The sequence below is a fragment of the Shewanella sp. 10N.286.54.B9 genome, from assembly GCF_041468565.1.
GTDB lineage: Bacteria > Pseudomonadota > Gammaproteobacteria > Enterobacterales > Shewanellaceae > Shewanella.
Map to the genome: position 1 here is coordinate 1 of NZ_JBFRIY010000001.1, position 26,145 is coordinate 26,145.

Here is a 26,145-nt window from a genome sequence, read left to right on the forward strand (position 1 = left end):
ATAGGGATATATTCACGGCGACTTGCAAAAGCTCAATGCAAATGAGTTGCATCGAAAGCTGAATGCCCCTTAGCGACTTACAATTTGCGCCAACTAACATCACTACTCCCCCCTGCTCTTGTGCTAGCGATTGCTTAACCTAATACCCGACCAAATAAAAAGGGAGCCTATGGCTCCCTTGAATTGATATTGCAGCGATTAACTAGATAAACTTGTGCTACCAGCTGCGCATCTTATGGCCTTTAAGCGCATAAAATAGGATGAATAGATAACAAGGCAGACACACCCAGTAAGCTAACTGGGTATTGTCAGCGAAATGAGCTACCTTGCCGAACACTAGTGGCAGTATCGCACCACCAGAGATCCCCATAATAAGTAGCGCCGAACCTTGAGCGGTGTACTTACCTAGGCCTTCAAGCGCTAGCGGCCAAATTGATGGCCACACCAATGCATGGGCAAGCCCCATCATAGCCACGAATGTAACCGTATTTGGAATAACAGGAATGCCACTCCATCCCCATAAGATATCAGCGATAAAGGTGCTATCAGCAGAAGCCGTCGTCGCGCCGATGACACACAGAATACCCGCGATAGCAGAACCTAACAGCGCTTTTTCTTGAGTAATAAATCGCGGTATACAAGTCACACCAATAATGTAACCTAGCACCATAAATACCATGGTGTATGAAGTTAATGAGGCAAAATTATTCACTCCAAGACTCGCGCCATATAGGCCAATAGTGTCACCAGCAATCACCTCAACGCCTACATAAGCAAACAGCGCCACGGCACCTAAAATCACTTGGGGGAAATGAGTAATACTACCTTTGGTTTGATGGTCATCTGCCGCCTCAAACTCCAACTCAGGCAATGATGAAAACTTAACTAAGCCAATCAAAAATGTCAGTGCAACCGCCATGTATATGTACGGTGCTACAAGTCTTGAAGAAAGCTCACTAATCTGCGCTGTACGTTCAGCTTCAGTCAATGCCGCTAAATGGTCGGCGGTAAAGTTCTCAAACCCTGACAGTACAAGAGCTGTGAACAGGATCGGTACAATCACACCCGCACCTTTGTTTATCAGGCCCATGATGCTAATTCGCATGGCAGCACTTTCTTTAGGACCTATATGCACCACATAAGGGTTAGAAGCTGTTTGTAGGATGGTTAAGCCTGTACCTAAAACAAATAGTGCGCCTAAGAATAGAATAAAGTTGGCACTTTGAGCTGCGGGAATGAATAGCAAGGAACCGACAACCATAATGGCTAGACCGATGGCCATGCCATTTTTATAACCAGTTTTTTTTAGTATTGATGACATGGGTAATGCCATCACGGTATAAGCAATATAAAAAGCAAACGTGACAAATAACGCTTGAAATTCATTGAGCTCACAGATGATTTTAAGAAATGGGATCAAAGAGCCGTTAAGCCATGTCACAAATCCAAAGATAAAAAAGAGCACACCTATTATGGTCATAGGTAGAATACTGCTCTTAGGGCTAACTTGAGCCTGAGTCGTTGCTGTCATGTATTTAAACCTGCTTCTTATAGTAATTAATTTGATGATAGCAGAATCGCCTGCTATCCCATCCTTCCATTTTATAGTCTTATCAACAACAGATATTTATCTGTTTTAAGTGCCCTACTTCAGGCTTTTGTTTCACTGATGTTAAAACATTACCACCAAAAAGACAACGCTGTCATTTTTACTTTTAACCAATTCATTTCACAACGTCACCCTTAAGGTAGCGACTTCGAATGACAAGTGTTGAGCATGATAGTAACAAAGCCTTAAACTTTTATGAAAATGGCACGCTTATACATCCAATAAAGCACCAACCACTGCACTAGTAATAATCCTATCACTGCCATTAAGCTCTGAGCCGATACAGGAAAACTATTGATTATCCCACCAAATAAGCTTTCAGCAGTATACTTCCAGTTAACAATACTGGTGGCAAGGTAGATAACAATCGCGTTACAGCCAATCACAATAAGTGGAAAAGCCCAGCGGCTAAACTTCATGACATCGATAACGCCATAAAAAAATGCCAGTAACAACATACTCCAACCAGATGTAACCAGTACAAAGCTGCTGGTCCACAAGGTCTTATTGACCGGAATAATAGGTGATATCAGCCAGCCCAGAACTAGTAACCCTATACCTAACAAACACATTACAGCAAGCTTATACCACTCCCCTTTAGCATGGGTTTTAACAATAAAGTGACCGACAAAAACACCTAGAAGGCCGTTAACTACTGCGGGAATAGTTGATAAGATCCCTTCAGGGTCAACCGCTGCATTTTGATAAGTGACGCCAGGTAATAGCATACTATCGATAGCCGCATTAATTGATCCGGTAGCTGTAAACGAGCCAGTAGCATCAAGTGTTATAAATGGAAACAGTTGCAATACCGCGTAAGCAACTAAAATAGTAACGCTGGTGATCACTTGGGTTCTGAGGCTGGTATGCCAAACTAGCAAAGCACAAAAGAACCAAGCAAAAGCAATGCGGCCGAGTACACTCGCGTAGCGAATATCGCCTAATGCCATAGGAGCACCGGTGCCCCAACCATGGTTATAAATGACCCCAAGCAACAGTAATAGCAGTAGCCTTTTTACTGCGTGCTGATAGAGTGGCATTCGCTGGACCATTGGCAGCTTATCTAGTCTTTTTGGCGATAACCCAAGTGCAACACCTGATAAAAATATAAATAGCGGAAAGATTAAATCGTAGAAGGTGAAACCATGCCAAGCACTATGGTGCATCTGTTTATCGAACCAATGTAAGCCGCCCCACCCCGTTAATACGATGAGTGCTGCGAAAATGGCTTCACCACCCAAGATCCAAAACATATCGAACCCACGAAGCGCATCGAGTGACTTAAGTCTTACTTTGTTCTGTTTAGGACTGAGATCTGTCTGTGAATGGATTTCTTTTATTATTGTCATTAGTATCACTCTTTAAACAAATAGCTGCTATGGCTCAATTTCAACGATTTTGATGTATAACAAAAAACCTCGATAGCCTAAGCTACAGAGGTTTAGCTAAAATGAGTCTCATATCTTTTAACGCGCAGAAAAAATTAATTGCCCGCCAATATAGGTTTGCTGCACCTTATATTCATCGTTGATTAACACTAAATCAGCACGCTTTCCAATCTCTAGCGAGCCGAACTGCTTGTCTAACCCTAAGAATTTAGCGGGGTACAAAGAGGCCATCCTTATCGCCTCCTCTGGCGACAGCTCAAGCATGGAAACAGTATTCTTAACCGCCCCAGCCATATCAAGTACGCAGCCAGCAAGCTCGCCAGTCACCGCATTAAGCCTGTCACCAACACGTATGACTTCTGTGCCAAATAGCTCGAAACTCTCTTCGCTATCAAGCCCTACTGGCGGCATAGCGTCAGTGACTAACATGACTTTGCCTTTAGGCTTGGCGTTAATTGCCACTTTAGCGGCTGCTGGGTGGACATGATGCCCATCAACAATAAGTCCACACCAAGCATCAGCACTCTCAAGCGCTGCGCCAACCATGCCAGGACTACGTGAGCCAAAAGCTGACATTGCATTAAACAGATGAGTAAAACCTGTGGCACCGGCATCCAAAGCAGCCTTTACCGTGTCATAGTCAGCATTAGAGTGACCCAAGCAAACCTTTACGCCACTTTCCACCAGCGCCGATATAACTTCAGGTGAAACATTCTCCGGCGCAAGAGTGACAACTCTTACTCCTAAATCTTGACGGCTAAACACCTCAAGCTCAGCATTTGAAATACGTCTAATATGTGGCTGTGGGTGAACGCCCTTTTTCGGTATCGATAAATGCGGCCCTTCAAAATGAACGCCTAAAACACCAGAGCTTTTAGCGGCTATAGCATCAGCAACAGCGTCGGCAGCATGTTGCATTACGCTTACGTTGTCGGTTATTAATGTTGGTAAGTAGGCTGTCGTGCCAAACTTTGCATGAGCAAGGCCAATTGCTTCGATCCCCTGACGAGTAGGGGTTGCATTAAACAGTACACCGCCGCCGCCATTTACCTGAACATCAATAAAGCCAGGGCAAACAGTGCCTTTCACTTTAGACTCTTTAGCGCCCTGAACGGTATCAAACGCGATAATATTGCCGTCTTCAAAAGTGATAGGCAGCTCAGAATGAAACTGCTGCCCATCAAAAAGTCGCTCTGCTACTATTGTTTGCTTCATTTGAAACTCACTTTCAATTTTTGTCTATGCCAACCGCGAAACAGCACAAAGCTATTGCTGTTGCTGCTTATTATGCTCTTGCTGTGCGTAGAATGCTGCGCCCCACTCTGGAGGTTGTAGCGTCGGGGCTATTTCAGCTATAACATCATCATCTAACCAATTGGCCAGCGGTTCAGCAAGACCACCAATCATAGAGAAACGCGGTGGTTCTATTGTGAATAGTTTTCTTGCCAGCTCGCTTATATAGCCAGCGCCCTCACGCACAATGTCTTGCGCCACGCCATCTTTTAGTTGAGCAGCTTCGAACACATTTCTCGCTAACTTGGCATAGGTACTAGACGATTGCCCAGCTAAATTGTCTACGATCCCCATGGCATTGTTAACATTGAAATGAGCGAATAAGCGCTCTGTGAGTATGGTTTTCTCTCCAAAACCATCTAGCGCGAGTAGCACCTGCTCACTGGCTTGTTGTCCAAGCCACGCCCCACTACCTTTATCACCTAATCCAAAACCATGACCACCAAGACAAAGTTCCTCACCAGCAACATGTGCATAGCCGCAAGAACCGGTGCCGGTAATGATTACTGCGCCATCACTACCTTCATGAGCACCGATACATGCAGTATGAAGATCAGTGGTTAGGTACATACAAGCAAACGGATGTTGCCAATTCAATACTTGCTCATAAAGCCTAGAGACATTAACACCTGCAAGTCCAAGCCCTGCTATTAAGCGTTTGCTGTCCGAGCTTTTAAGCCCTGCATCTGCCAACGCCAACTGAGTTGATTCTTCAATAGATTGGAATGTTTGTGCTAAACCATGCAGCGGATTGGCACGCCCTGCGACGCCCGTTCCCACAATGCTGAAATCACTCGCATATATAGTTGCGCGGCACTTACTGCCACCACCATCAATACCTATATACAAGGATGCTTCTTTCGCCTGGCCTATGCCCATGACAAACCTCTTTATTGTTCTAATAATTAGTGTTGAGCTGCTCTTGACTAAGAAAGCCACTAAGTTAATCACATGTTACAATACAAATGACAGCGTTGTCATTTGTTTTTTTAACCGAATCCTTAAAACCAATTTAATTGCAGTAACTGTTGAGGGTTACCGCAATTAAACTAAGTAAACACTTACATCGTGATAAGTGACAGAGTAAAGACTTTGTTACTGCACTCTCAACATCCGACCTTTTCGCTGTCCATCTGCCGCAATGGCGCGCACCTCGACCTCACCTTCAACTGCTACAGCAGCCTTATAGCGCTGCCAATCGCCACCATTCACTCGATACTCTATTGCCAATCCTGGATAGATAAGGTTAGCCAATAGTTTATTATCTTTAATTACAGCACCAACGGTCGGCACTCGGTAGCTAATGCCGGCTTTATCTAGCTTTATCAACTCTTTGTGGCCTAAGGTATTAGCAATTGTCTGCCACTCTAATGCCTGCTGCGCTCGCATATCTTGAGTAAACATTCCGCTCTGTTGATTGTAAATAGCGCCTTGATATTGATAAGGAACTTCCCAACTTGGTTTATGCCATGCTCGCTCGGCTAACATCAGCACACGCGGGAACATCAAGTACTCAGCAATCTCGTCACTGCGAACTGTTTCGCTCCAAAGCTGACCTTGAATGCCGCTAAATTTAGCCGACTTAGCAAGCGGTCCACTTACAACATTGCCATTTTCATCACGTTGAACTGTGTCATCAGCTTCAAACGGCAAGCCCTCAATATCAGTCCATTGCTCAGCATTGGCAGGCAAGTTATCGGTCATAAAACTATGCACGTGCTTGCTGTTACTTTGCCTAATGCCCCAGTAATAGCCGTGCTCCTTCGGATCAGCTTCATAAGGGAAGTCAAAGTAAAGTACTTCAGGCTGACTCAATACCGTCTGCCAACCCAAGTTAGCTTGTTGATGAGCGCGCTTGTGGCCTGCATGTGCAACAATGTCCCAAATGTTTGACTGTACCTTTTTTGGCATATTTTCTGGGCGAGTATGGCTCATACCATCACTCCAACCAGCGGCTTCTATGCCTTTTGCTGCAAGTAACGAAGCGGTTCTTTCGATGAAATAAGCCCCAAGTTCACTGCTGTCTTTAACACCTTTATCGTTATTGGCGATAAAGGTGTTACACACAGGAGACTCAAGCCAGGCACCAGCGGTTTCGTCAGCACCAATATGGTACAGCGATAGCGGTACGCCAGCCGTTTTATGCAATTGCGCTATTTCATCAATGACTTTATCAATAAAGGTAAACGTCGACTCCATACACACATTTAAGGTGTTATCGTCATAGTATTGCACCGATGAATAAACCGTTTTGTCGTTACTATCTGATAGTAAATACTGTTTTGCTTCAGCCATTAAGTCTTGCGCAGCCAGCTTACGGTAACGTGCTTCCATCGACTTAATCGCGGCGCGAGAATGGCCCGGCATATCCATTGATGGAATTACTTGGATTTGTCGTGCATTTGCAAATTGCAGGATCTCGATGTAGTCAGCTTTACTGTAGTAGCCATTCACCTTTACATCACTAAAGGGACCGCTTCCAAGTTGAGGTAGCAAACAGTTATCCTCAGTTAAATCATGGCAGCGTTTACTGCCGATATCTGTAAGCTCGGGAAGCCCTTCAATCTCTAGACGCCAACCTTCATCGTCGGCCATATGCAGATGCAACTTATTAAGTTTATAAGCGGCCATTTGATCCAACAGATCTAATATCAGCTGTTTACTATGGAAGTTGCGAGATACATCGATGTGCATGCCACGAAAATCATAGCGTGGGGAATCTTCCACTGACATTGCGTTTACGACTAGCGTGTTTACATCAACCAAAGATGTTAACGATGCTAACCCGTATGAAAAGCCAGCATCGTCATTAGCAGAAATAGTAATCTGTTGTGAGTTAATATCGAGATGGTAGCTGCCTGGCACGGCTTTTACTGATAACGGTAATAACGTAACCGAGAGCCCTTTGTCTGACTCAGTAACACCCAATCTAGCTAGACGTGTAAGTGCAGCCTTAACCGCCTGAGGGTTAACCTTGTTATAGCTAATCTTTAAGCCATCTTTCAAAGAGACTTGCGCAGCATCACGGGTTAACTCCACCGTTGTTGGTGTTGGTATAATGCGGTTTTCTGCCAACTTAGCGTCAATTTTAGTCGCGTGGTTATTTGCATACAAAACGCTTGATGTTGCCCACTCTACTTTATCGTTTTCAGTGCGCTTATACTGCTTTTCGGCATCAGTAAAATCTACAGCGTAAGGGCGGAGTTCTAGGCCAGTCTCTGTATCAATTGTAACCTTGGTACTGTCTATTAATATTGGTGCAGAGCCATTAGCAACAATATAATAGTTAGGCATTGCATCGGTTTCTGCTAGTTGCCAATTATCGCCTCTAAAACGAATCGTTTTAGTCTGCCCTTTAACTAATCCTTTAAACCCTGTTGAAGGTTCAATTTTGTGCAGATCGCCTTTAACACGAGAAATGGTAAATTCATCACCTTCGATAGATTGCACAGGTCTCATCTGAGAGAAGTAAATAGCCCAATCTTTAGCTGCGACATCCACAGGAAAGGTCAGATCTATTTCTGCTACAAAACACTTGCCGCCCGCAGAGTCTTTATCGCACTTATTATCAGCAACATTAGTCACGACTCGATAGCTCACAGCTAACTGCTGACCAATAAGGCTCAACTTGTCTTGACTCAGCGCAATGGGGGATCCGTCTTGTGCACCTTTAGCCGTTATTTCACCATCCTTTTGAGAACACGCACTGGTCGCCAATATCAAGCCAACAGCTGCTACTATTAATCTTTTCTTCATTACAATCCTCATTTCCATATTCTTTTTTATAGGTGGAACGATTTAACCAAGTCGCGTAATTTCTCCCCCTGGTGAAATAAACGATCACTTGATTTTGCAAGTTTTTCACTGTCTATTGAAGCCGAACCCGACACCGCCACTAGATCATCTAAGCTCTTAGAGATCCCGGCTGTAACCTCGGTTTGTTCCTTTGCTGAACTGGCAACATCTAAATTCATATTGCTGATATTAGATACAATTTCAGTCACGTTACCTAGTAAAACTTTAATCTCTTTAGAGTGAGTTAGCGCCTCAGTAGATAAAAGTTGGCTTGACTGCATTACTGTCACAGTTTCTGTAACTCGATGCTGTACCAGCTGGATCATCTTTTGTATTTCACCTGTGGCCTGTTGTGTTCTGCTCGCTAGCGTTCTCACTTCATCGGCGACAACCGCAAAGCCTCTGCCCTGTTCGCCAGCTCTGGCTGCTTCAATCGCTGCATTAAGTGCCAGTAAGTTGGTCTGCTCCGCAATGGCGTTTATCACTACCACCACTTCATCAATTTTCTGCGTCTCTTGCTGTAACTGCTCAACAGATGATGCTGAAAGTGTTAGCTCATTAGCTAAACGGTCAGTAAGCGCTAACCCCGCATCAAATTGTGACTGGCTGTGCTCAACCTCCTGATCGGCTCGAGTAGCCTCATCCGCTGTTGATTTGGCACTATTTGCTACTTCAAAGGCGCTACCACTTAACTGAGTTATCGCGGTTACAGCGGCTTCGGCATCGAGTAGTTGTGACTGTACTCGCTGATTATTGGTATTAGAAAGTGCATCAAGCGCTGTGGCGTCGGCTAATATCTGCTCCGAGGTTTCACTGACTTTAATGATAGTGCTATGGATCTGCGCAATAAACTGATTAAAGGCTAAGCCTAATCGGCCAATCTCATCTTGACTCTCTACCGGCAATTTACGACTTAAATCACCATCACCAATTGCAATCTCATTCATAGCCTCGACGACATGAGCCAGAGGGGCTATCACTAATACGCGTAAAATAAAGAATATAGCCACAACACTAAAAACCAAAATAAGCAGCGCCATAACAATATAAGTCGTCATGAGTTCATTCATTGCGCTATGAATTGGCGCGGCTGAAAACTCAATTGATAATTGCCCAATCGCTTTACCATTATTGGTAAATTTAATGCTGTGGGCTAATAGCTCACTAGCATCAACGGAATAGGGTTGACTGGTCTCTGCCATCGATTTACCACGATGGTCGAGGACTGAAATTGAGTAGATTTTGGAGGACTTTAATGATGTCGATAGCGCTGCACTAATCTGCTCAAAATCATAGTTGAATATCGGTTGTGCCAGGGTAACTTCTAGATTGGCTAAGGTATTTAGTTGGTAATCTTCAAACTGCTGCTCTAGTTTAGATTTTTCAAGTAGGTATGCAGAGCTAAAAAGAATGGTGACGACAACAAACAACGCCGAAGCTAGACCAATTAATACTCTTGTAGATAAAGAATTCATTACATAGCTCCTTCAATACTAAACAGGTCCAACCATAGCTCTGATCTTGATATCGGCGTGAGCAAGCTTAACCCTGGGGTTTGCAAACGAATGATGGCTCGTTGCTTAAAATTAGCTTTGGCATAGAGCTCATCTATCTTCAGGTGCTGCTTGAATAACCGATCAAAACTGCCGTCACCTACCATCAGCTCTAAGCCTTTTAATAGGTCTCTTGCAAGCTCTGGTTGCTGCGGAGAAACGAAGAAATAAGCTGGTGAGCGGTACTGCAGTAACACGCGGTCATCAACCTTTAAACGAGGATCAGGATGTTTATCGAGTTCGCCCCAAATCTCCTGTGCACCAAGGGCTAAATAGTCAAAGCGCTCACCTTCAAGCATCGGGTACAAATTCTTGTATTTATAGGTGGTAACAATAGGAAGACCACCTGCACGAATGATGTCGGCATCTGGCCAATAATGATTTTGCCCTGCTGTAAATTGCTCAAAGTCTGCTTGATTGAGAACACGATTAAAATCAGCTTGAGACTGCTTGCGAATAATAAGCAATCGATTGCCAAGCAAACCTTTAAATATAGGGATCCGAATAGGTAAAACCTGCGACTCAAGCTCAGCTGAAGTCATACTCCAAAATACATCAACATTACCTGCCAGCGATTCTTCCACTTTACGCTTTTGATTCATCTCAGTGGTGATTATTTTAGACTGGTACTGGCTATTGACTCGCTCAAGAGCTGTTTCCATTAGCGTTAATTGCCAACTCTGAGGAATAGTGGTCACCACGTCCTTTGCAAACGCATGACTAGCCATAAGTAATGCGCTAAATAGCAGTATTAACGTCACAGCTATTTTGTTCATATTAGTCACTCCATTAATGGCCTAATCGTGACTATGGTTGTCAACGCTAGGTAAGAGCTATTATTTTTATTATCTAATGATTAAAACTGGTCGAGTCTCTGTAGAAAAAAATGGCCGAGTACTTAACAAGCACTCGGCCTACACTAGTTTCTGGGGAGAGACTATAGGAATAACAAACACAAATTGTTTGTTAAAAACAACACGAATTAGGAGACCTCATCCTATCCATGCAGACCTTACAAACAGCTGCCACACAAGCAGATGACAACGCTGTCATAAGTAAACATACACAAGAACAAACAAGATTTCTACATTTTTTTGACAATTGTTTTTAGCAAAAAAGGCTATATGCAGAGCCTAGTTCTACGCTCCCCTATTCACTAAGGCTTTCACTAAAATTTAGCTGTTGGAATATAATGACAACGCTGTCTAAAGTAAGTAACATCTTGGACACATCTGAATGATATTTTAAGAATAACTAATTCGTGAGGTGTTCTTTGATTGTGCAGTTTTTAGCTGGTTTTCAGCCTAGTAGATTTAAAAAGATTTCTTTCATTACACTATCAGCATTGCTTTGGCTTCTTTGGGCTATGTCATTTGACTCTAGCGTTGAAGTGACGAGTCATTATTTCTACTTTTTATTTTTAGGCATTGTCGGTGCCATATTTGCCAACACCACGGGAGCGGGTGGAGGTGTGATATTTATTCCTATTTTTAACTCACTAGAATTAAGTGAACTGCAAGCTCTCTCTACATCTTTCGCAATTCAATGCTTTGGTATGACCGCAGGTACATTAACCTGGTGGAGATACTATAAAGACAAAGTAAAACATCACTCACAGCTCAATGCTAATGATTGGTCACAGTATCCAATCATTTTAAAATGTTGTATTCCGGCCTCTATAGCAGGCCTATGGCTTTGTCAATTCACCAACCTTCAACCTCCACAATCGATGCCCTTTACTTTTGGGGTCTTTTCCATTGTTCTCGGAGTTATTTTGGGGATCAATTGCATTTATCGAAATCAGCTATCAGATCGTCTCGTTTTATCAAAGAAGGATCTGTATACAATAGTATTCATAAGCTTTTTGGGCGGGGTTATCACTGGCTGGCTTTCTGTTGGTGTCGGTGAGTTGGTCGTCATATATTTGCTATTAAAAAGAACAGCACCAATAGTCGCTATAGCCTTAGGAGTGACCATATCAGCAGCTACTGTGTGGGCTAGCGCATATATTCATTTTACTCCAACAACTCAAACCTATTTTCAGATTGTTCTCTTTGCTGGACCTGGAGCAATTCTTGGTGGGCTATTAGCGCGAAGAATCGTAACGTTTATGTCGGTTAAGAATCTAAAACTAGTATTTTCTTGTTGGATTATCGGTAGTGGCGTTTTTATGTTGCTGCTATAACCAACTAGAACAAAAATAAAGCATAACTAAAATAAGGAGTTCAACATGGAAGCAGCATACGTAGCTTTGAATAACAAAGAACATCAAAACATTCGTATAAAAGACATTAACAGTTTTGAAGAGTTTAGCAGTGACCACATAGCACCATTGATGGTACAAGAGTTCATGCAGGCTTCAGCATCTTTCCCAATCATCTTTACCAAAGATCCAAAATCTACACAGTTCAAAGCTGTCGCTTTATTTGGACTCACTCCCGAGACTAATCAGTTTGTAGTTGAAGGAGAATGGACTGCACGTTACTTACCAATGGTATTGCGAGGACAGCCTTTTATTGCTAGAGAAAATGAAAAGCAAAGCATCATGATAGGTTTTAACCGTAATTCAAAGCGTGTTAATACAACAGAAGGCCACCGTCTTTTCGATGATAATAGTGAACAAACCGACTATCTAAAGCAACAAGTAGCGTTCATGGGCAAGATTGCCGAGTATCACCATATAACCTCATTATTTATAAAGCATCTAACTGACAATGAGTTACTGCAGCAAAAAGTACTAACAATTAAAGGACCAAATGGTAAAGATCATAATATTCAAGGCATTTACGCCATAGATGAAGAACGCCTTAAGGCACTGCCCGATGACAAACTATTAATGTTCGCCAAACAAGGATTATTTGGCCCTATCTACTCTCATTTATCCTCTTTAGGACAAGTTGATTTATTAATAAAGTAGTTAATTAAGGCATGCAAATTTGCGGTGCCAACAATATGTCATGGCGGGAGTGTTTTGATGAAAATAAAACCAAAAAGTATCGTAATTGTTGGAGGCGGTACTGCTGGTTGGATGGCAGTAAATAGCTTACTTTCTTCATGGGGAAATTCAGTTAAAATTACTCTTGTTGAATCAAAAGATATTGGCATTATAGGGGTTGGTGAAGGCTCAACTCCCTACTTGAAACAATATTTTAGCAGCTTGGGAATTAAAGAGTCAGAATGGATGCCAGCTTGCGATGCAACCTACAAAGCGGGCATCAGCTTTCCCGATTGGTCTACAAAAGCTGGATATGAAAGTTACTTCCACCCTTTCTTTTCCAAACTAGATCTAAAGCCAGCAGATCTATTTTTTCATAATAGCGGACTAAGAAGAAGGGGAGTAAATGTTGACGCCCTACCTAACCATTATTTTGTATCATCGCAGCTCATAGAGTTAAACAAATCACCGGTACCCAAAATCGAGCTGCCGTTTGATGTTGATTACGGCTATCACTTTGACTCTGCCAAACTAGGTCGTTTTTTAAAAGAGAGAGCGTTAAAGCTTGGACTTACACACGTCATAGGCAACGTTGCAAGTGTAGATACCTCAATTGATGGCCATATTACTGCTGTTAATGTGGAAGCTCAGGAGTCACTTAGGGCTGATTTTTTCATCGACTGTACTGGATTCGCTGGTTTACTCGTTAATAAAACATTGGGCCTTTCATTTTGCAGCTATAAAGACTCCCTTTTCAATGATGCTGCAGTCGCTATCCCTACCAGTTTAGATCCCCACGCACAGATTCCTCCCCAAACAGTTTCTAGAGCATTAACCAATGGTTGGTCATGGAGAATTCCATTAACCTCAAGATGGGGCAATGGTTATGTTTTTAGTTCTGATTTCATTAGTCCTGATAATGCAGAAACTGAATTACGAACTCAGCTTGGGTTATTAGATGCAGATATCGAGGCTAGACACTTAAAAATGCGTGTTGGACGCCTAAATCAACATTGGCACAAAAACTGTTTAGCTGTAGGTCTGTCACAGGGTTTCATTGAGCCACTAGAAGCGACTGCATTAATGCTAATACAGTTTACAATCGACCGTTTTATTAGCAGTTTTGAGGACGAGTCTAAGTCTGCAGAGTTAACTAAAGCTGACTACAACAAAGATTTAAACAAAACTTTTGATGGTGTCAGAGATTACATTGTAGCTCACTACAAGTTAAATAGTCGTAATGACAGCACTTATTGGCGAGCATGCAGAGAGGACGCACTAACGCCAGATTCATTAGCCAACTTAATAACGACGTGGGACAGTGGAGGCGACTTTGAGAGTGCACTTAAACAACAACAAGACTCATTGGTATATTTACGCCCATCTTGGTACTGCCTTTTTTCAGGGATGGGATGCTTTCCCTCTCCGACTATCGAAGATGCTCAATCTGTTCCCGCGCTAAGAGCAAAAAAATATTGCCAAAAGATAGCAAACGAATATTTTCTCAGCCATAAAGCACAGTTAGAGCAAGTATATCAGAGGTGACCTCAACATTAATCAAGCACAGTAATAACTACAGTGCTTGATCTACATATTACGAATTATAAACTTGCATCAACTGTGCTCTATGTTTTATAAATCCGCTAGCCTTTTCAAGGCATGCCTCTTTGGCTCTTTGATGATTACGTTTTCCAGCTCTAACTGCTGGTTTGCAAGCTTGTTGAAAATGTTCCATTCCAGCCAAAATACAATACCAAGATGTTTTAAAATAAACTTGGTTGTGCATGCTTTCTCGCAGTACTTGGTCAAAGTTACGATTTCCAATCCAGCCATCTAAGATTGATTTAAGCTCTTTAGATTGAGAAATATTAGATCTGCAGTCTTTCCAATATTGCGAGTCATCACGGCCATTGAGTTTGTAATGTGCTTGCAAATAGTCTCGAGTTCCATCAATTAGTGAGTTAATGTCAGCATTAAACTCTTGCTGATACTCCCGAGTGAACTCTGATTTTTCATATAGCTCAACGAAATTCTCAATGCTGCGTTGAATGATATTTAACATAGGAGCTTCTAAAGGCTCTAAAAAACCCTGAGACAGTCCTATAGCGACACAGTTATTCTTCCAGTGCTCAGTTATTCGACCTGGCGTCCAACTTAAATGCAGCGCTTTAACACCTTCAGCTTTCTCTCCCAAATGTTGCCTTAGCTCAAGCTCTGCTTCTTCGGCTGATATATATTTATTGCTATATACGTAGCCGTTCCCATACCTATTCGCTAGAGGGATGTGCCAAACCCAGCCATGACTAAGTGCTTTTGACACTGTTTCAGAAGAAAGCTCCTCATCACCGTTGATGGCTGTCGGAATCGCCACTGCACTATTATTAAATAACTGAGATTGATAACTAACCATCTTCTCACCTAATGCTTGCTGAATCAGTAATCCTTGAAACCCTGAGCAATCAACAAATAGATCAGCAATCAACTCTCCAGCATTAACAGTAATCACACTGCTAATATCTCCATTGCTGTCTAACCTGACATCAGTAACCTTGTCATCAATGTGTACGATCCCTCTTTCAATTCCTTTTTTCTTTAAAAACTCTCCTAATAACCCAGCATCAAAGTGATAACCATAATCTAATCGTTGATGATTTCCCTCTTTGGCAATGGGTGAGCGACATTGCGCTGCCAGCTTCGAAGTAACAAAATAATCATCAGGATGTGCATCAACGTCTAATCCTTCTCGACGAAGGTTAGCATTTGCAAAAAATAGCGGTACTTGTGGGCTATCAATGTAGGAATAGAAAGGATGAAAGTAACTATCTGTTTTAGCAGTTGTAATCCAATTAGGGAAACTAATACCACATTTATAGGTAGCATTCGCCGCTTCCATCCACTCAGACTCGGGAATACCTAATCGATCAAAAAATCCTTGAAAAAATGGAGTCGTTCCCTCACCCACTCCAACAGTACCAATATTTTTTGACTCAACTAACGTAATATTACAGCCTAATTTCGACCATTGATGAGCCATCAAATTTGCAGCCATCCATCCAGCGGTGCCTCCGCCAACAATGACGATTTGATTTGGGAGAGCATTCATATTATCCACACCTTAAAGTCGATGACTAAATCTAATTAAAAACGACTTCCTTTTATGTAACTGTATAGAAATAAAAAGCCAGTCAAATGACTGGCTTTATTACTTTCTAATTAACAATCATTACTCAACATTGGCTTATAAACGGAAGCTTGCACCAAGATAATAACGACGACCATTTGAACTCTGAGTGCCACCTAAACGAGCACCATCTGAAGCACGTTCGTAGTAGTTTTCCCAGATTTCATTGGTAAGGTTGAGTGCTTCGAAAGAAATGGTAATATTCTCAGTTGCATTCCAGCTTAACTGGGCATCCACTTGCTGCTGCTCGTCTCGATACTGGTTACCGATCTCAGTTTTAGCAAGGAAATACTCACTACGGTAGTTATAGTTGACGCGAGCGCTAAACAGGTCATCTTCGTAATAAGCACCTAAGTTATAAGAATTCTTAGATGTATTTGGTAATTCTACATAGCTATCTTGTGTCGCAGCAACGACACTACCATCTGGATTAGTAATCAATACAGCTTCAGTGACTTTAGCATCTGCGACATCAGTGTAGGTATAGTTAACATAACCACCAAAGCCATTGTCGAATGCATGTTGCATCTGGAATTCAACACCGTCGATAGATGTATTACCACCATTGACAGGCGTTCTTAGCTGGTTAATCTGCTCACCTTCAATTACAGCTGAAACAGTTGTTGTGTATATGAAGTTGCTTATATCTTTCTTAAATGCTGTTAAACCAATTACTGATTCAGGAGTGAAATACCATTCGGCACCCAATTCATATTGAGCTGCTGTTAATGGCTCTAAGAATGGGTTACCAGCAGAGCCTGAACTAGTCTCAGGAGTTAGGTTAACCGCTGGAGCTAGCTGGAAGGGTGCAGGTCGAGTTAACGCACGACTTGCCGCTGCACGTAAGATAACGTCAGATGACAGGTCATAGGCGATATTAATACTTGGTAACCATTCAGAATAATCACTTTCATATTTAACTGGGTCGCCTGCAACAGTGCCTTCAGAAGTCGTATCAGTTTCGACATAACGAAGACCAACGTTACCGCGTACGCCTTCAACATTGAACTTGGCCATTGCATATAGTGCACTGATTTTCTCTGCTACATCGAAAGAAGAGCTACCTTGGAATACATCTGTATTACGGCATAAACCAGCACTAGTTGCGGTACATTCATCAACTGCGTATAGCGCGTTATACATAGTGTCACGGTCAGGCATAAAATAGCTTTGTGATGGCATGCTAGTGTCAGCGTGATCAACATTGACCATATCGCCAGACCAGAAGTCACTCGCAGGGCCTAAACTACCTGCACCTATAGGATCTAAACCAGCAAGGTCAGTCTTCCAACGATTCTGTTCCATTGAGCGATCGCGGTACTTACCACCTACTTTTATTTCTTCCACACCACCAAAATCAACGTACCAAGAATAATCTAACTGTGCATAGGTTTCTTTATCGGTTGTTTCATTCAATTGATCAAAAATACCACCTAACCACATTTCATCACCAGGGTTAGTCAACCATGGACTCGCTCCAGTGAAATCAATAGCTGGTGCTGTTCCACCTGGGTTGGTGAAATCAAATGCAGCACGAGGATCCGTAGCATCTACCCAAAACTCAGTAAAGAAATCTCGGTTAGTCCCCTTACCTTCTGTCATACCAATTTGCCAATGCAGCTTGCCAGTATCTAATGCATAATTACCATCGAAATCGATAACTTGGGTCGACATTTCAGAACCATCACGGAAAATATTGTCGTAAGCCATGTGACGTGCCCAGCCTGGACGGTTTGGCAGACCTGTAACATCTAATGAATCAACAATACCGTTAGTTACTGTACCTTCGTTAGTATCTTCACCTAAAAACGCAACACCACGGAATGGGATACCGATTAAGTTAGAGTTAACGTTATCAGCTTTCATGGTTGAGCTAAGGTAATGCAGCGTCATATCAAGTTCATCAGTTGGCGCCCATTGAGCGGTAACATCATAACCAACGCGTTCACGTTCTTGCTCGAATAATGCAGATCCAATTCCCCAAGGAGTTGCGCCTTTTTCATCGGCTCCTTTAGGTGGCTCCATTAATGGATCAATACGCTCGATTGACGGACCAAACCAGCCAAAATCTTCGGTCGTTTCACGACGAACTGAACGTTTCTGATACGATGCAGAAACTAACATACCAAATGTTTCTTCTTCGTTTTTCCAGCTATACAGTCCAGATAGACCTGGATCCCACTCTTCAGAGAGATCGCCATACTGGCCTTCTACTGATGCATTAAAAGTATTAGCCTCTAAATCAAGTGGCTTACGGGTATGTAAAATAACGGTACCACCAAGAGCACCTTCATCAATATCCGCTTGAGATGTTTTATACACTTCGAGCCCAGAGATCATTTCTGATGCTAAAAGCTCAAAGTTAAAGTTACGGGTTGCATCTGAAAGAACAAACCATTGGCTAGTACCAACAGCTTGACCGTTTAATAGTGTTAAGTTTTGGTCAGGCTGTACACCACGAATAGTTACGCCTTGGCCTTCACCAAATGTTCGGTCAATAGTAACACCAGGTATACGTGCTAGAGTTTCTGCAACGTTTTTGTCTGGAAATTTACCAATATCTTCAGCCGAGATGGCATCAACAGTTCCGTCAGCAAAACGCTTTGAGTTCAAGTTGGCAGCCTGTGAAGCACGAATACCACGCACTTCGATTTTTTCAATATTTTCGTCCGCACCTGCGGCATCAGCATCAGCTGCCATTGCAGACATAGAAACAGCGCTTCCAAGCAGAAGCGCTATGTTTGTAGCTAGTACAGTTTTCTTAAAAGTAGATGGTCGCATCTCGTTTCCCTTCCATAACTTATTTTATTTTTTTATATCCATAACCATTCCCCAACCGGAATGACAACGCTGTCATGTCTAGAGCAAACATTACACAATATTTAACAGCTGCGCCACAACAAAATAACTAGCGCATCAAATATATCTCTCAAAAACAACATCGAGACAAAGGGCAAAACATTATTAAACTTTAAATACAGTTAGTTAAACAACCAACATCTGTTACATAAAGATGTAATATTTTTTTTAATTCTGGAAAAAAATCTAAAAAACTACTCCTTGATGATTGCTAATTCCCCTAAAAGTTCGCACTATACGGCTAAAATCGATAACAAATACTGCTATGCACAACCTAATTGTTAATGGTGTGTAGTTGCTGAAGTACTGTTGTCCAGCTCTCTAATTAATGAGAAAACAGCTTTATGAAAGTCACAATTAATGATGTCGCTAAATATGCTGGCGTATCGATAAAAACAGTTTCGAGGGTCACTAACAACGAACCTTCAGTTAAACAGGCAACGATTGATAAGGTTAATGACGCAATTCAAGCGTTAAATTACCAACCAAACCTTGCAGCTAGAAACCTCGCGGGAACAAGCTCTTATGTCATCGGTTTTATTTATGATAATCCGAATGCCTATTATATTATCGATATGCAAAATGGTATCTTGTCTGCTTGTAAGGATCTTGGCTATGAGCTTCTCATTCACCCGTGTGATTCTAAGTCTGCTGACATCTGCCAGGAATTGGTGAAGCTTGTTAAGCACAATCGTTTATCTGGGTTAGTGCTTACCCCACCATTATCTGAAGATCCGGTGATATTGGCAGCGCTTGATAAGATTGATGCCAGCTATGTGCGCATTATTGCAGGGGAGAAAGTTGAAGATAACAATGGTCTCGCGGTACTAGTAAACGATAAATCAGGCGCCATTTCGATCACTCAGCACTTGATTGATCTCGGCCATAAACGGATCGCTTTCCTTAGTGGTGACGAACAACATGAATCAACCAAAGAGCGATTGGCGGGCTTTAAGCAGGCATTAAGAGATAATCAAATTACTCTCGATGATGGTTTAGTCATCGATGGACAATATTCTTTCGAGTCGGGAGTGACTGGGGCTAAAAAAATACTTAACCTTAAAGATAAGCCAACAGCAATCGTTGCCTGTAACGATGAGATTGCAGCTGGGGCATTATTTGCAGCAAGGCTTGAAGGAGTCGATATTCCTGCTGACATTTCAATCGTAGGTTTTGAGGATAGCCCTTTCTCTCGTCAAACTTGGCCTAAACTTACCACGGTACATCAGCCTAATGAGAAAATAGCCCATATCGCAACCGAGCTGCTAATTGCAAAGCGTCGTGCCCAGGCTTCTGAACAATCAAGAGTATTTGTACCTGAACCTGTCATTCGCGACTCATCAGCCTCACCTAAATAATTATTTTAAACAGCTAAGCAGAATAATTAACAATGTGACTTAACATCTTTTCACATGCTTTATTGGATTAAAGCATGTGAAAATACTTTTGCTCGCTTAAACAGCCTCTTCGTTTTCTTCACCGGTACGAATTCGGATAACACGTTCAATATCTGTGACGAAAATCTTGCCATCGCCAATTTTCCCAGTGCGGGCAGTATCGACAATCACATCAATCGCTTGATCAAGTTGCTCATCCTGGATGACTAACTCAATTTTAACTTTTGGTAAAAAATCGACCATATACTCTGCGCCGCGATATAACTCTGTATGGCCTTTTTGACGGCCAAACCCTTTAACCTCAGAAACCGTCATACCGGTAATACCAATATCAGCAAGTGACTCTCGCACATCATCTAACTTAAATGGTTTAATAATGGCTTCGACCTTTTTCATTGTAATACTCCTAAAACTTGCTGAACTGACTCATTCTATGCCAGATAGCTTAGCACGCAGCCCCAAAACTCTGAAGTCTAAAGTGATTTTACGCTGACCTTAAAAGTAAATGCAGTCTTCTTATAACGGAACAATCTAAATAATCAGCCTAGGTTGACTCGCCCACAAAACTACACTCATTAGTCCATCCCACTATATCATTCAAGGATTGAATTTGATGTTAAAGCAAGATCAGGGGTTTACTCTAATAGAATGCATGGTAACGTTAGTTATCCTCACAATCTTATTAAGTGTATCCATTCCCAGCTTAAGTGCAGTCTATGCACAAGTTAGAGCAAACTTATCCATAAAAGAGATAAAACAATCCATTCAACTAGCAAGAAGTTATGCAATATCTTATGGCCAACGTGTGACCGTTTGCCCACTAATAGAAACCCGTTGTAATTCTAACTGGAGTAACAACATTTCAGTTTTTAGTGACACCGGAGAATCAAATCATATTGATGGAACAGATCAATTACTATTCACTATTGGGCCTTTTGATTCTCGAGATTTTGTTCAATATAATCGTAGAGCAATACGATTCTTGCCCTCCGGCCTAGCCTCTGGCACCAACGGTACACTCACTTATTGCCCCGAGTCACTAAATAGCCAATATTCAGCCGCGATTATTGTCAGCCAATCGGGACGCTCAAGGTTTTCTAATAACAAAACCATTGCCTGTAAATAGCCGTAAACGCCATCAGTACTTACCCGCCAATATTTAGCTACTTAGTCATTATTTTGACTAGAAATTAACGTTAATTTCTACTGTAACTATCTATTAACTCCCATATACTAAGAGGGATATTCAAAGAGAGATAAGTAATGAATAAGCGATATTATGACAAAGCATTCACCTTAGTAGAAATGATGGTCACTTTGGCTATTGCTACCATTTTACTGGTAATAGCAGTGCCGTCATTTACCGATTTTTATGAGAACTCGCGAAGTGAAGCCGCAAGCAGTAATATTCAACAATCACTCTTTATGGCTAGAAGCCATGCCATAAGTTATGGCGCAACGGTCACTGTCTGTCCACGTTCAGGCTCTACATGTGGAACAGATTGGATTGATGGCTTTGATGTATTCATCGATGTCAACGGAAATGGTTCTTATGATTCAGCAACAGATCAAGTCATCCGCACAATTGACGCATTTAATAGCGATGATTTTATTAAAACTAGCCTCAAAAGCATAAGTTTTAGCTCTGAAGGGATGATTTCCGGCACGGCAGCTTCCACAAGCACCCGACAATTTATCTATTGCCCATCAAGTAAAACCAGCTCAAACTCCAAAGCAATCGAGGTATCTGTAACAGGAAAAATTAGGCAATCTTCAGGAAGTTTAAGCTGCGGGTAATATTACTTTTAACCAGCAACTAATAAAGCACCGGCAAATAAAGGCTTTAATAGCGATATATCTCAAGCTAATGCCAAAAACCTTTTGCGGCAGCCAAAACCGTAACCGCATTATCTTAGCGTTGCTCTATCAAGTTTTTTAGCTTTGATACTGGAGAAATCTTCCTCTAACGCGACACACTCATATACATCTTTTATATAAGCACTCTGCCCTCGCTCATTTTCAGCGGCTCTAGATGCTGGCAAAGAAGCCATTAGACTCGCAGCCTTATCCACTTGCCAACGATAAAAAACGACTTGCTCATTTATACTTGTGTCTACATAACATTTAAAGTCTTGTTTGGAGATTTTTTCCTCTTCAGCATATACAACACTATTCATTAAGAGGCTCATGAGTATTAACCACTTCATTACCAACATCCTGTAGGGCTCTTTGCCCCAGTTTCTGTAATTTCAATCACTTTGCACGCAGAATCTCTAGATGCCTGCTCTCCTTGTGCAGTCGCTTTCAAAGTAAAACTGCCGGTACCACTTGTTGTCGCAGCGACGCTATAATAGCCACTTTCAGTTACATAAGGATTTTTAGCATAACCTAAACTAACCATATTCGATGTATAGCTGCGATTATCCAAATAGAACTGCTCCTGACGGTTTGCCCCATCCGTTAACACAGTTAAACTTTCAGCCCTAACTCCTTTTGCGACATAATCGATATAAGATGGGTATGCAATAGTTGATAAAATACCAATCAGTGCAACCACGATCATCACTTCAATTAAGGTGAAGCCCATTTTTTTTCTCATACTCTCGCCTAGTCATCAACATGATAGTAAATTCGGTTCACTCCCGGGCCACCACCGATACACTTGTTGTCCCCAGGTTCACAAGGAGGAGGTGGCGGACAATTCAAGCTTCCTTCAGGGCAATCCTTATACTCCATTTTATCTCCAGCTGCACCGATCCCAATTAGGTACATATAACTATCATCCTCACCATTTGGTGGAATAACAAGTTGAGGGGTATCAGGAACTCGCTCACCCATCTCCATATACTCGTGAGTATATGATCGTATTCCTCGGTGCAAATCAAAACCATACAACCTGCCAACGCCAGAAACTAAACATTGGTTTGCATCAGAATTGTCACCCGGTACATAGGAAGTAAAAAAGACTCGTCCTTGAATTATTGTTGCGGCAGAGAGACTTTTCTCACCATTACTACCAAATTGATAATACCAACCACGTTTAGTACCAAATTCAATATTTTCAGATTCTGTCTTAGGTGAAGCGGTAGATACATTGTACAGGTTAGCTAAAGTTATTGCGGCAGGGATCTCGTTACCTGTGGCACCATTAAACGGGCGAGTTACAACGTTTCTATCTTGCAAAGTGAAAAACTTGTCACTTCGCAGCAGATCTAGTGGATGTGGTCTATGCCCAGAACCAACGACAACTGCATCGTAGGGTACATTTTGATAGGTCTTAGTGGTCGTTGTTGTGCCGCCCACAGTTACATCCACTTCTGAAATATTAGTAAACATCGTTTGAGCTACTGCTGGTTCAGCAAAGAAGCGCCTATCTGAAGTCGTAGCACCTCCACCAAGATCGGCAAACTTAAACGCGGTCCAAGGCTTAGTAGAGTCCTTTGGATTGGCGCTAGGTAAATCGATACGCCAAACATTTGCCCCGGTATCTGTTGCGTAGATCCTGTCTGTTAGTTTGTCTCCGTTACTGTCTAGTACAGCAACGGAATTAGGAATACTATCGGTTATCCCAGGAAGCTGAGTAACTGACGCGCCCCCGCTAGCTGCAAATGTATGAATCAGAGCTCCGGTTTCTGCGTCAACAATAAATACCCCACGCCCAAGAGTATCAGGGCTACCAACAGCTGCGCTATCTTTGGTTGCTGGGGAGTAACCTGCGCCCAAAATAAGCACTGGTTTAGCTTTAGAGAACTCGGTATTCCCTGCTGGCCAACCAGGTATATAAGTCACTACGGGTTCAGCCCAAGTCTGTCCAAGCTCCTCCATACCAGTACTATTGGAGTTTATCTTCCACATAAAAGTTGGTTTATCGGGCTTACTTATATCTAAGGCATAGTATGACTTTCCTCCTCGACGCATGCCAACAAAAACCCAGGCCTTTTCTATTGAACCGTCTGCAGCCGATTTGACATAGGAAACAGGAGCGCTATCTAGTCCATATACAGAATGGACACCGGTTGGCACGTTAGCTTTCAATTCACGGATATTAGGTAATAGCTCATAAGGCATAAATGCCCATGATTCAGATACTGAAGTATCTTCATCTTTAAACATATGCAAATATCCATGATTAGTACCAACGATTACCCTAATATCTGGTGAGCCTGCTGTACCAAAGTTCATAGCCAATGGTTTAGAGTGCAACGGGTCGCCAAAAATGTCTTGTCTTGCATCAGTTTTTGAAGAGTCGTTATCGTCATCATCGACATCCTTACCTTTAGCCCAATCAAAATAGCTGTTTAAGCTACTTTGAGTCACTCCCATATAACTCGCTAGTGCAGCATCCCCACCAGCTACAGACGACGCATTGCTCTTACTAAAGGTAGCCAATCCACCATTGGAGCCAAAGTTTCCATATAGTGTACGACTAGAGGTTGTTCTCAACTCGTGTGCGATACCACCAACTCTTACATCGTTGCCATCGCCTCCGCCACTACTAGCGCTACAAACACTGTTAGGGGTCCAATAGGAACAGGCTGAGTTACTTAAATTACCATCAGCTCCAATAGCTTTTTTACCATTTTTATCAACTATATCTCCGCTGCCTGTGACCTTAAACTTCTTAATATTCCCCATCCACCTAGGGCCCTTATTAGGCAAGAACATTGCGTAATAAACAGAGTCAAAGGTTTGAGTTCTATCGAAGTTGTTACTTGCTATCGACGGCGAAGTAAAACTAGCATTAACCTCCAAGATTTGTGAAAAAACTTGTTGCAGAGCTGATTGTAATTGAGTCGCATTTTTAGCGGCAAAGTATGTTCCACCGCTAAGCTCAGCAGTCTTTTTAAGGATAGGAGCAGCATCGGACGCCCCTTCGCTAAAACCAATGGTATAGGTGGTAACAAATTGATCACCCGCTAGTGAAGGATTAACATCTTTACGATGCATAATGCTTGCCAGAGCTGGAAGGTAACTCCCATCAACTCGCTCTGAAGACTTATAGCCACTCATTTTGGACACTTTATAATTTGCAGCAGAATCTTGAGTCGGTGAACCATCTGTGATGTAGACGACATAAGAGCGATTTGAACACTGGGAGCTCTTAAAGGGAGAAATATAATTACTGCCACTTTCAATACTTTTATCTCTAGTAGGCGTCATGCTGCCCGCTTCTTTGGCAAAATGAACTCCACCGCCTGAGAAATAACGATATGCTTCGTACAATGTTTCACAAAGTGGTGTGTTAGTTTCAGCATTTAGGTCGTTAATTTTATCAACGAGACTAATTTTGTCTCCGGTACTAAGTCGCTTAATACCGGAAATTATACGTCCACCGTCGGAACTTTTGCTGGTGTTATAGTTAAAAATTGCAAGACCAAAATCCACGCTTGGCGTGGTGACTACCGTATCTTCCATTACCCGTTTAGCAATTTTCATTCGAGTCTGCCAACTACTCGATTTATAACCATGGTACCAATTGACATAGCGCTCAGTATAAAGTGTTACGGATTTCCCAGTACCAAACTTGGTTAAGAATGCGCTATCTACCGCATCTTCAATATCAGAAGATGACGCACTGCTTGAAATGTTAGTATATGGAACAGGCGCCGCCTTTGAGCCTAAGCTATCGACTGGAAATCCATTTGCAACACCATTAGCATTGCCAAACTTTAAGCTGCTATCGGTTTCAAAGTCTTCAAAACAATCAACTTGGGATACTGAGCTCCCTAAGGTATCCGGTAGCTCTAGCCAAGTACCATTTTCACCAACAAAACCATACTCCCTTAAAAAGCCCGTAAATACTCCATAATCAGTTAAGTACTCTTTTGATGACTCACAACCATTAACTGAATGATAAAAATAATTACTGCTTGTTGGATCAGGGACTGCGCCACCACCTTTTGCATAATAAAGCTTTGTGCTATCCGAAACAGTCTCACCGCGAGAGTAGAAGCTTTCACTGTACTCTTTCGTTCTCATACTGCCTGAATTATCAAAAATGATGAGAACTTGAGGTCTAGAACCTGAGCGTGCAGAAGATTCAAATACATAAAGCTCAGTATCATCAGAATAACTAGCACCAGACACCATAGTAAGCGCTGTCGCAACTGTGATTAAAAATTGTCTAAATTTCAT

At 42.1% G+C, this 26,145-nt stretch carries 19 protein-coding genes; 6 read left to right on the forward strand and 13 right to left on the reverse strand.

Features of this window, described 5'->3' with window-relative positions; all coding sequences use genetic code 11:
* Positions 1 to 217 precede the first annotated feature (217 nt).
* The 7 genes from AB4135_RS00005 to AB4135_RS00035 form a co-directional block, all read right to left on the reverse strand.
* Positions 218 to 1,531, reverse strand: coding sequence for a sugar MFS transporter (locus AB4135_RS00005; RefSeq protein WP_371989215.1), 1,314 nt, complete (start codon positions 1,529 to 1,531; stop codon positions 218 to 220).
* Positions 1,532 to 1,794: 263 nt separating this feature from the next.
* Positions 1,795 to 2,958 carry a transmembrane glucosamine N-acetyltransferase NagX gene (gene nagX / locus AB4135_RS00010; protein WP_371989217.1) on the reverse strand — a complete coding sequence of 388 codons (1,164 nt, stop codon included), beginning with the start codon at positions 2,956 to 2,958 and terminating at the stop codon, positions 1,795 to 1,797.
* Between the two features lie 117 nt (positions 2,959 to 3,075).
* Positions 3,076 to 4,212, reverse strand: coding sequence for an N-acetylglucosamine-6-phosphate deacetylase (gene nagA / locus AB4135_RS00015; protein WP_371989219.1), 1,137 nt, complete (start codon positions 4,210 to 4,212; stop codon positions 3,076 to 3,078).
* 51 nt (positions 4,213 to 4,263) lie between these two features.
* Positions 4,264 to 5,169 (reverse strand): N-acetylglucosamine kinase, encoded by a 906-nt coding sequence (gene nagK / locus AB4135_RS00020; RefSeq protein ID WP_371989221.1) that lies wholly within the window; start codon positions 5,167 to 5,169, stop codon positions 4,264 to 4,266.
* A gap of 216 nt (positions 5,170 to 5,385) precedes the next feature.
* On the reverse strand, positions 5,386 to 8,046 hold the full coding sequence (locus AB4135_RS00025; RefSeq protein ID WP_371989223.1) for a family 20 glycosylhydrolase: 2,661 nt from the start codon (positions 8,044 to 8,046) through the stop codon (positions 5,386 to 5,388).
* A gap of 26 nt (positions 8,047 to 8,072) precedes the next feature.
* Complete coding sequence (locus AB4135_RS00030) at positions 8,073 to 9,560, reverse strand: methyl-accepting chemotaxis protein (protein WP_371989225.1); 1,488 nt, start codon at positions 9,558 to 9,560, stop codon at positions 8,073 to 8,075.
* Positions 9,560 to 10,414: a pilus assembly protein PilM gene (locus AB4135_RS00035; protein ID WP_371989227.1), complete on the reverse strand. Its 855-nt coding sequence runs from the start codon at positions 10,412 to 10,414 to the stop codon at positions 9,560 to 9,562. The genes AB4135_RS00030 and AB4135_RS00035 overlap by 1 nt, the downstream gene beginning before the upstream one ends.
* 503 nt (positions 10,415 to 10,917) lie before the next feature.
* On the opposite strand from AB4135_RS00035, the gene AB4135_RS00040 reads away from it, so the two are divergent.
* Genes AB4135_RS00040 through AB4135_RS00050 form a run of 3 tightly spaced genes read left to right on the forward strand, consistent with a single transcriptional unit; the run spans position 10,918 to position 14,118 of the window.
* On the forward strand, positions 10,918 to 11,823 hold the full coding sequence (locus AB4135_RS00040) for a sulfite exporter TauE/SafE family protein (protein WP_371989228.1): 906 nt from the start codon (positions 10,918 to 10,920) through the stop codon (positions 11,821 to 11,823).
* 45 nt (positions 11,824 to 11,868) lie between these two features.
* Positions 11,869 to 12,555 carry a SapC family protein gene (locus AB4135_RS00045; RefSeq protein ID WP_371989230.1) on the forward strand — a complete coding sequence of 229 codons (687 nt, stop codon included), beginning with the start codon at positions 11,869 to 11,871 and terminating at the stop codon, positions 12,553 to 12,555.
* Between the two features lie 57 nt (positions 12,556 to 12,612).
* A complete protein-coding gene (locus AB4135_RS00050) occupies positions 12,613 to 14,118 on the forward strand; it encodes a tryptophan halogenase family protein (RefSeq protein ID WP_371989232.1) in 1,506 nt (501 codons plus the stop codon).
* 49 nt (positions 14,119 to 14,167) lie between these two features.
* On the opposite strand, the gene AB4135_RS00055 is transcribed toward AB4135_RS00050, so the two are convergent.
* Positions 14,168 to 15,676: a tryptophan halogenase family protein gene (locus AB4135_RS00055; RefSeq protein ID WP_371989234.1), complete on the reverse strand. Its 1,509-nt coding sequence runs from the start codon at positions 15,674 to 15,676 to the stop codon at positions 14,168 to 14,170.
* A 135-nt stretch (positions 15,677 to 15,811) separates the two neighbouring features.
* The gene (locus tag AB4135_RS00060; protein WP_371989236.1) at positions 15,812 to 18,463 is read right to left on the reverse strand and encodes a TonB-dependent receptor; all 2,652 of its coding nucleotides are present in this window, start codon (positions 18,461 to 18,463) and stop codon (positions 15,812 to 15,814) included.
* 494 nt (positions 18,464 to 18,957) lie between these two features.
* Between AB4135_RS00060 and AB4135_RS00065 the strand changes: the two genes are divergently transcribed.
* Entirely contained in the window at positions 18,958 to 19,971 is a 1,014-nt protein-coding gene (locus AB4135_RS00065; RefSeq protein ID WP_371989238.1) for a LacI family DNA-binding transcriptional regulator, read from the forward strand.
* 96 nt (positions 19,972 to 20,067) lie between these two features.
* On the opposite strand, the gene AB4135_RS00070 is transcribed toward AB4135_RS00065, so the two are convergent.
* Complete coding sequence (locus AB4135_RS00070; protein ID WP_020913743.1) at positions 20,068 to 20,406, reverse strand: P-II family nitrogen regulator; 339 nt, start codon at positions 20,404 to 20,406, stop codon at positions 20,068 to 20,070.
* A 217-nt stretch (positions 20,407 to 20,623) separates the two neighbouring features.
* Between AB4135_RS00070 and AB4135_RS00075 the strand changes: the two genes are divergently transcribed.
* A complete protein-coding gene (locus AB4135_RS00075) occupies positions 20,624 to 21,136 on the forward strand; it encodes a GspH/FimT family pseudopilin (protein WP_371989240.1) in 513 nt (170 codons plus the stop codon).
* A 137-nt stretch (positions 21,137 to 21,273) separates the two neighbouring features.
* Complete coding sequence (locus tag AB4135_RS00080) at positions 21,274 to 21,807, forward strand: GspH/FimT family pseudopilin (protein WP_371989242.1); 534 nt, start codon at positions 21,274 to 21,276, stop codon at positions 21,805 to 21,807.
* Between the two features lie 110 nt (positions 21,808 to 21,917).
* Here AB4135_RS00080 and AB4135_RS00085 read toward each other — a convergent pair whose 3' ends face one another.
* The 3 genes from AB4135_RS00085 to AB4135_RS00095 are packed head-to-tail and all read right to left on the reverse strand — an operon-like array spanning position 21,918 to position 26,145.
* On the reverse strand, positions 21,918 to 22,217 hold the full coding sequence (locus AB4135_RS00085) for a TapY2 family type IVa secretion system protein (RefSeq protein WP_371989244.1): 300 nt from the start codon (positions 22,215 to 22,217) through the stop codon (positions 21,918 to 21,920).
* Positions 22,217 to 22,609: a type IV pilin protein gene (locus AB4135_RS00090; RefSeq protein ID WP_371989246.1), complete on the reverse strand. Its 393-nt coding sequence runs from the start codon at positions 22,607 to 22,609 to the stop codon at positions 22,217 to 22,219. Before AB4135_RS00090 ends, AB4135_RS00085 begins: the two co-directional genes overlap by 1 nt.
* 8 nt (positions 22,610 to 22,617) lie before the next feature.
* Positions 22,618 to 26,145 carry a pilus assembly protein gene (locus AB4135_RS00095; protein WP_371989248.1) on the reverse strand — a complete coding sequence of 1,176 codons (3,528 nt, stop codon included), beginning with the start codon at positions 26,143 to 26,145 and terminating at the stop codon, positions 22,618 to 22,620.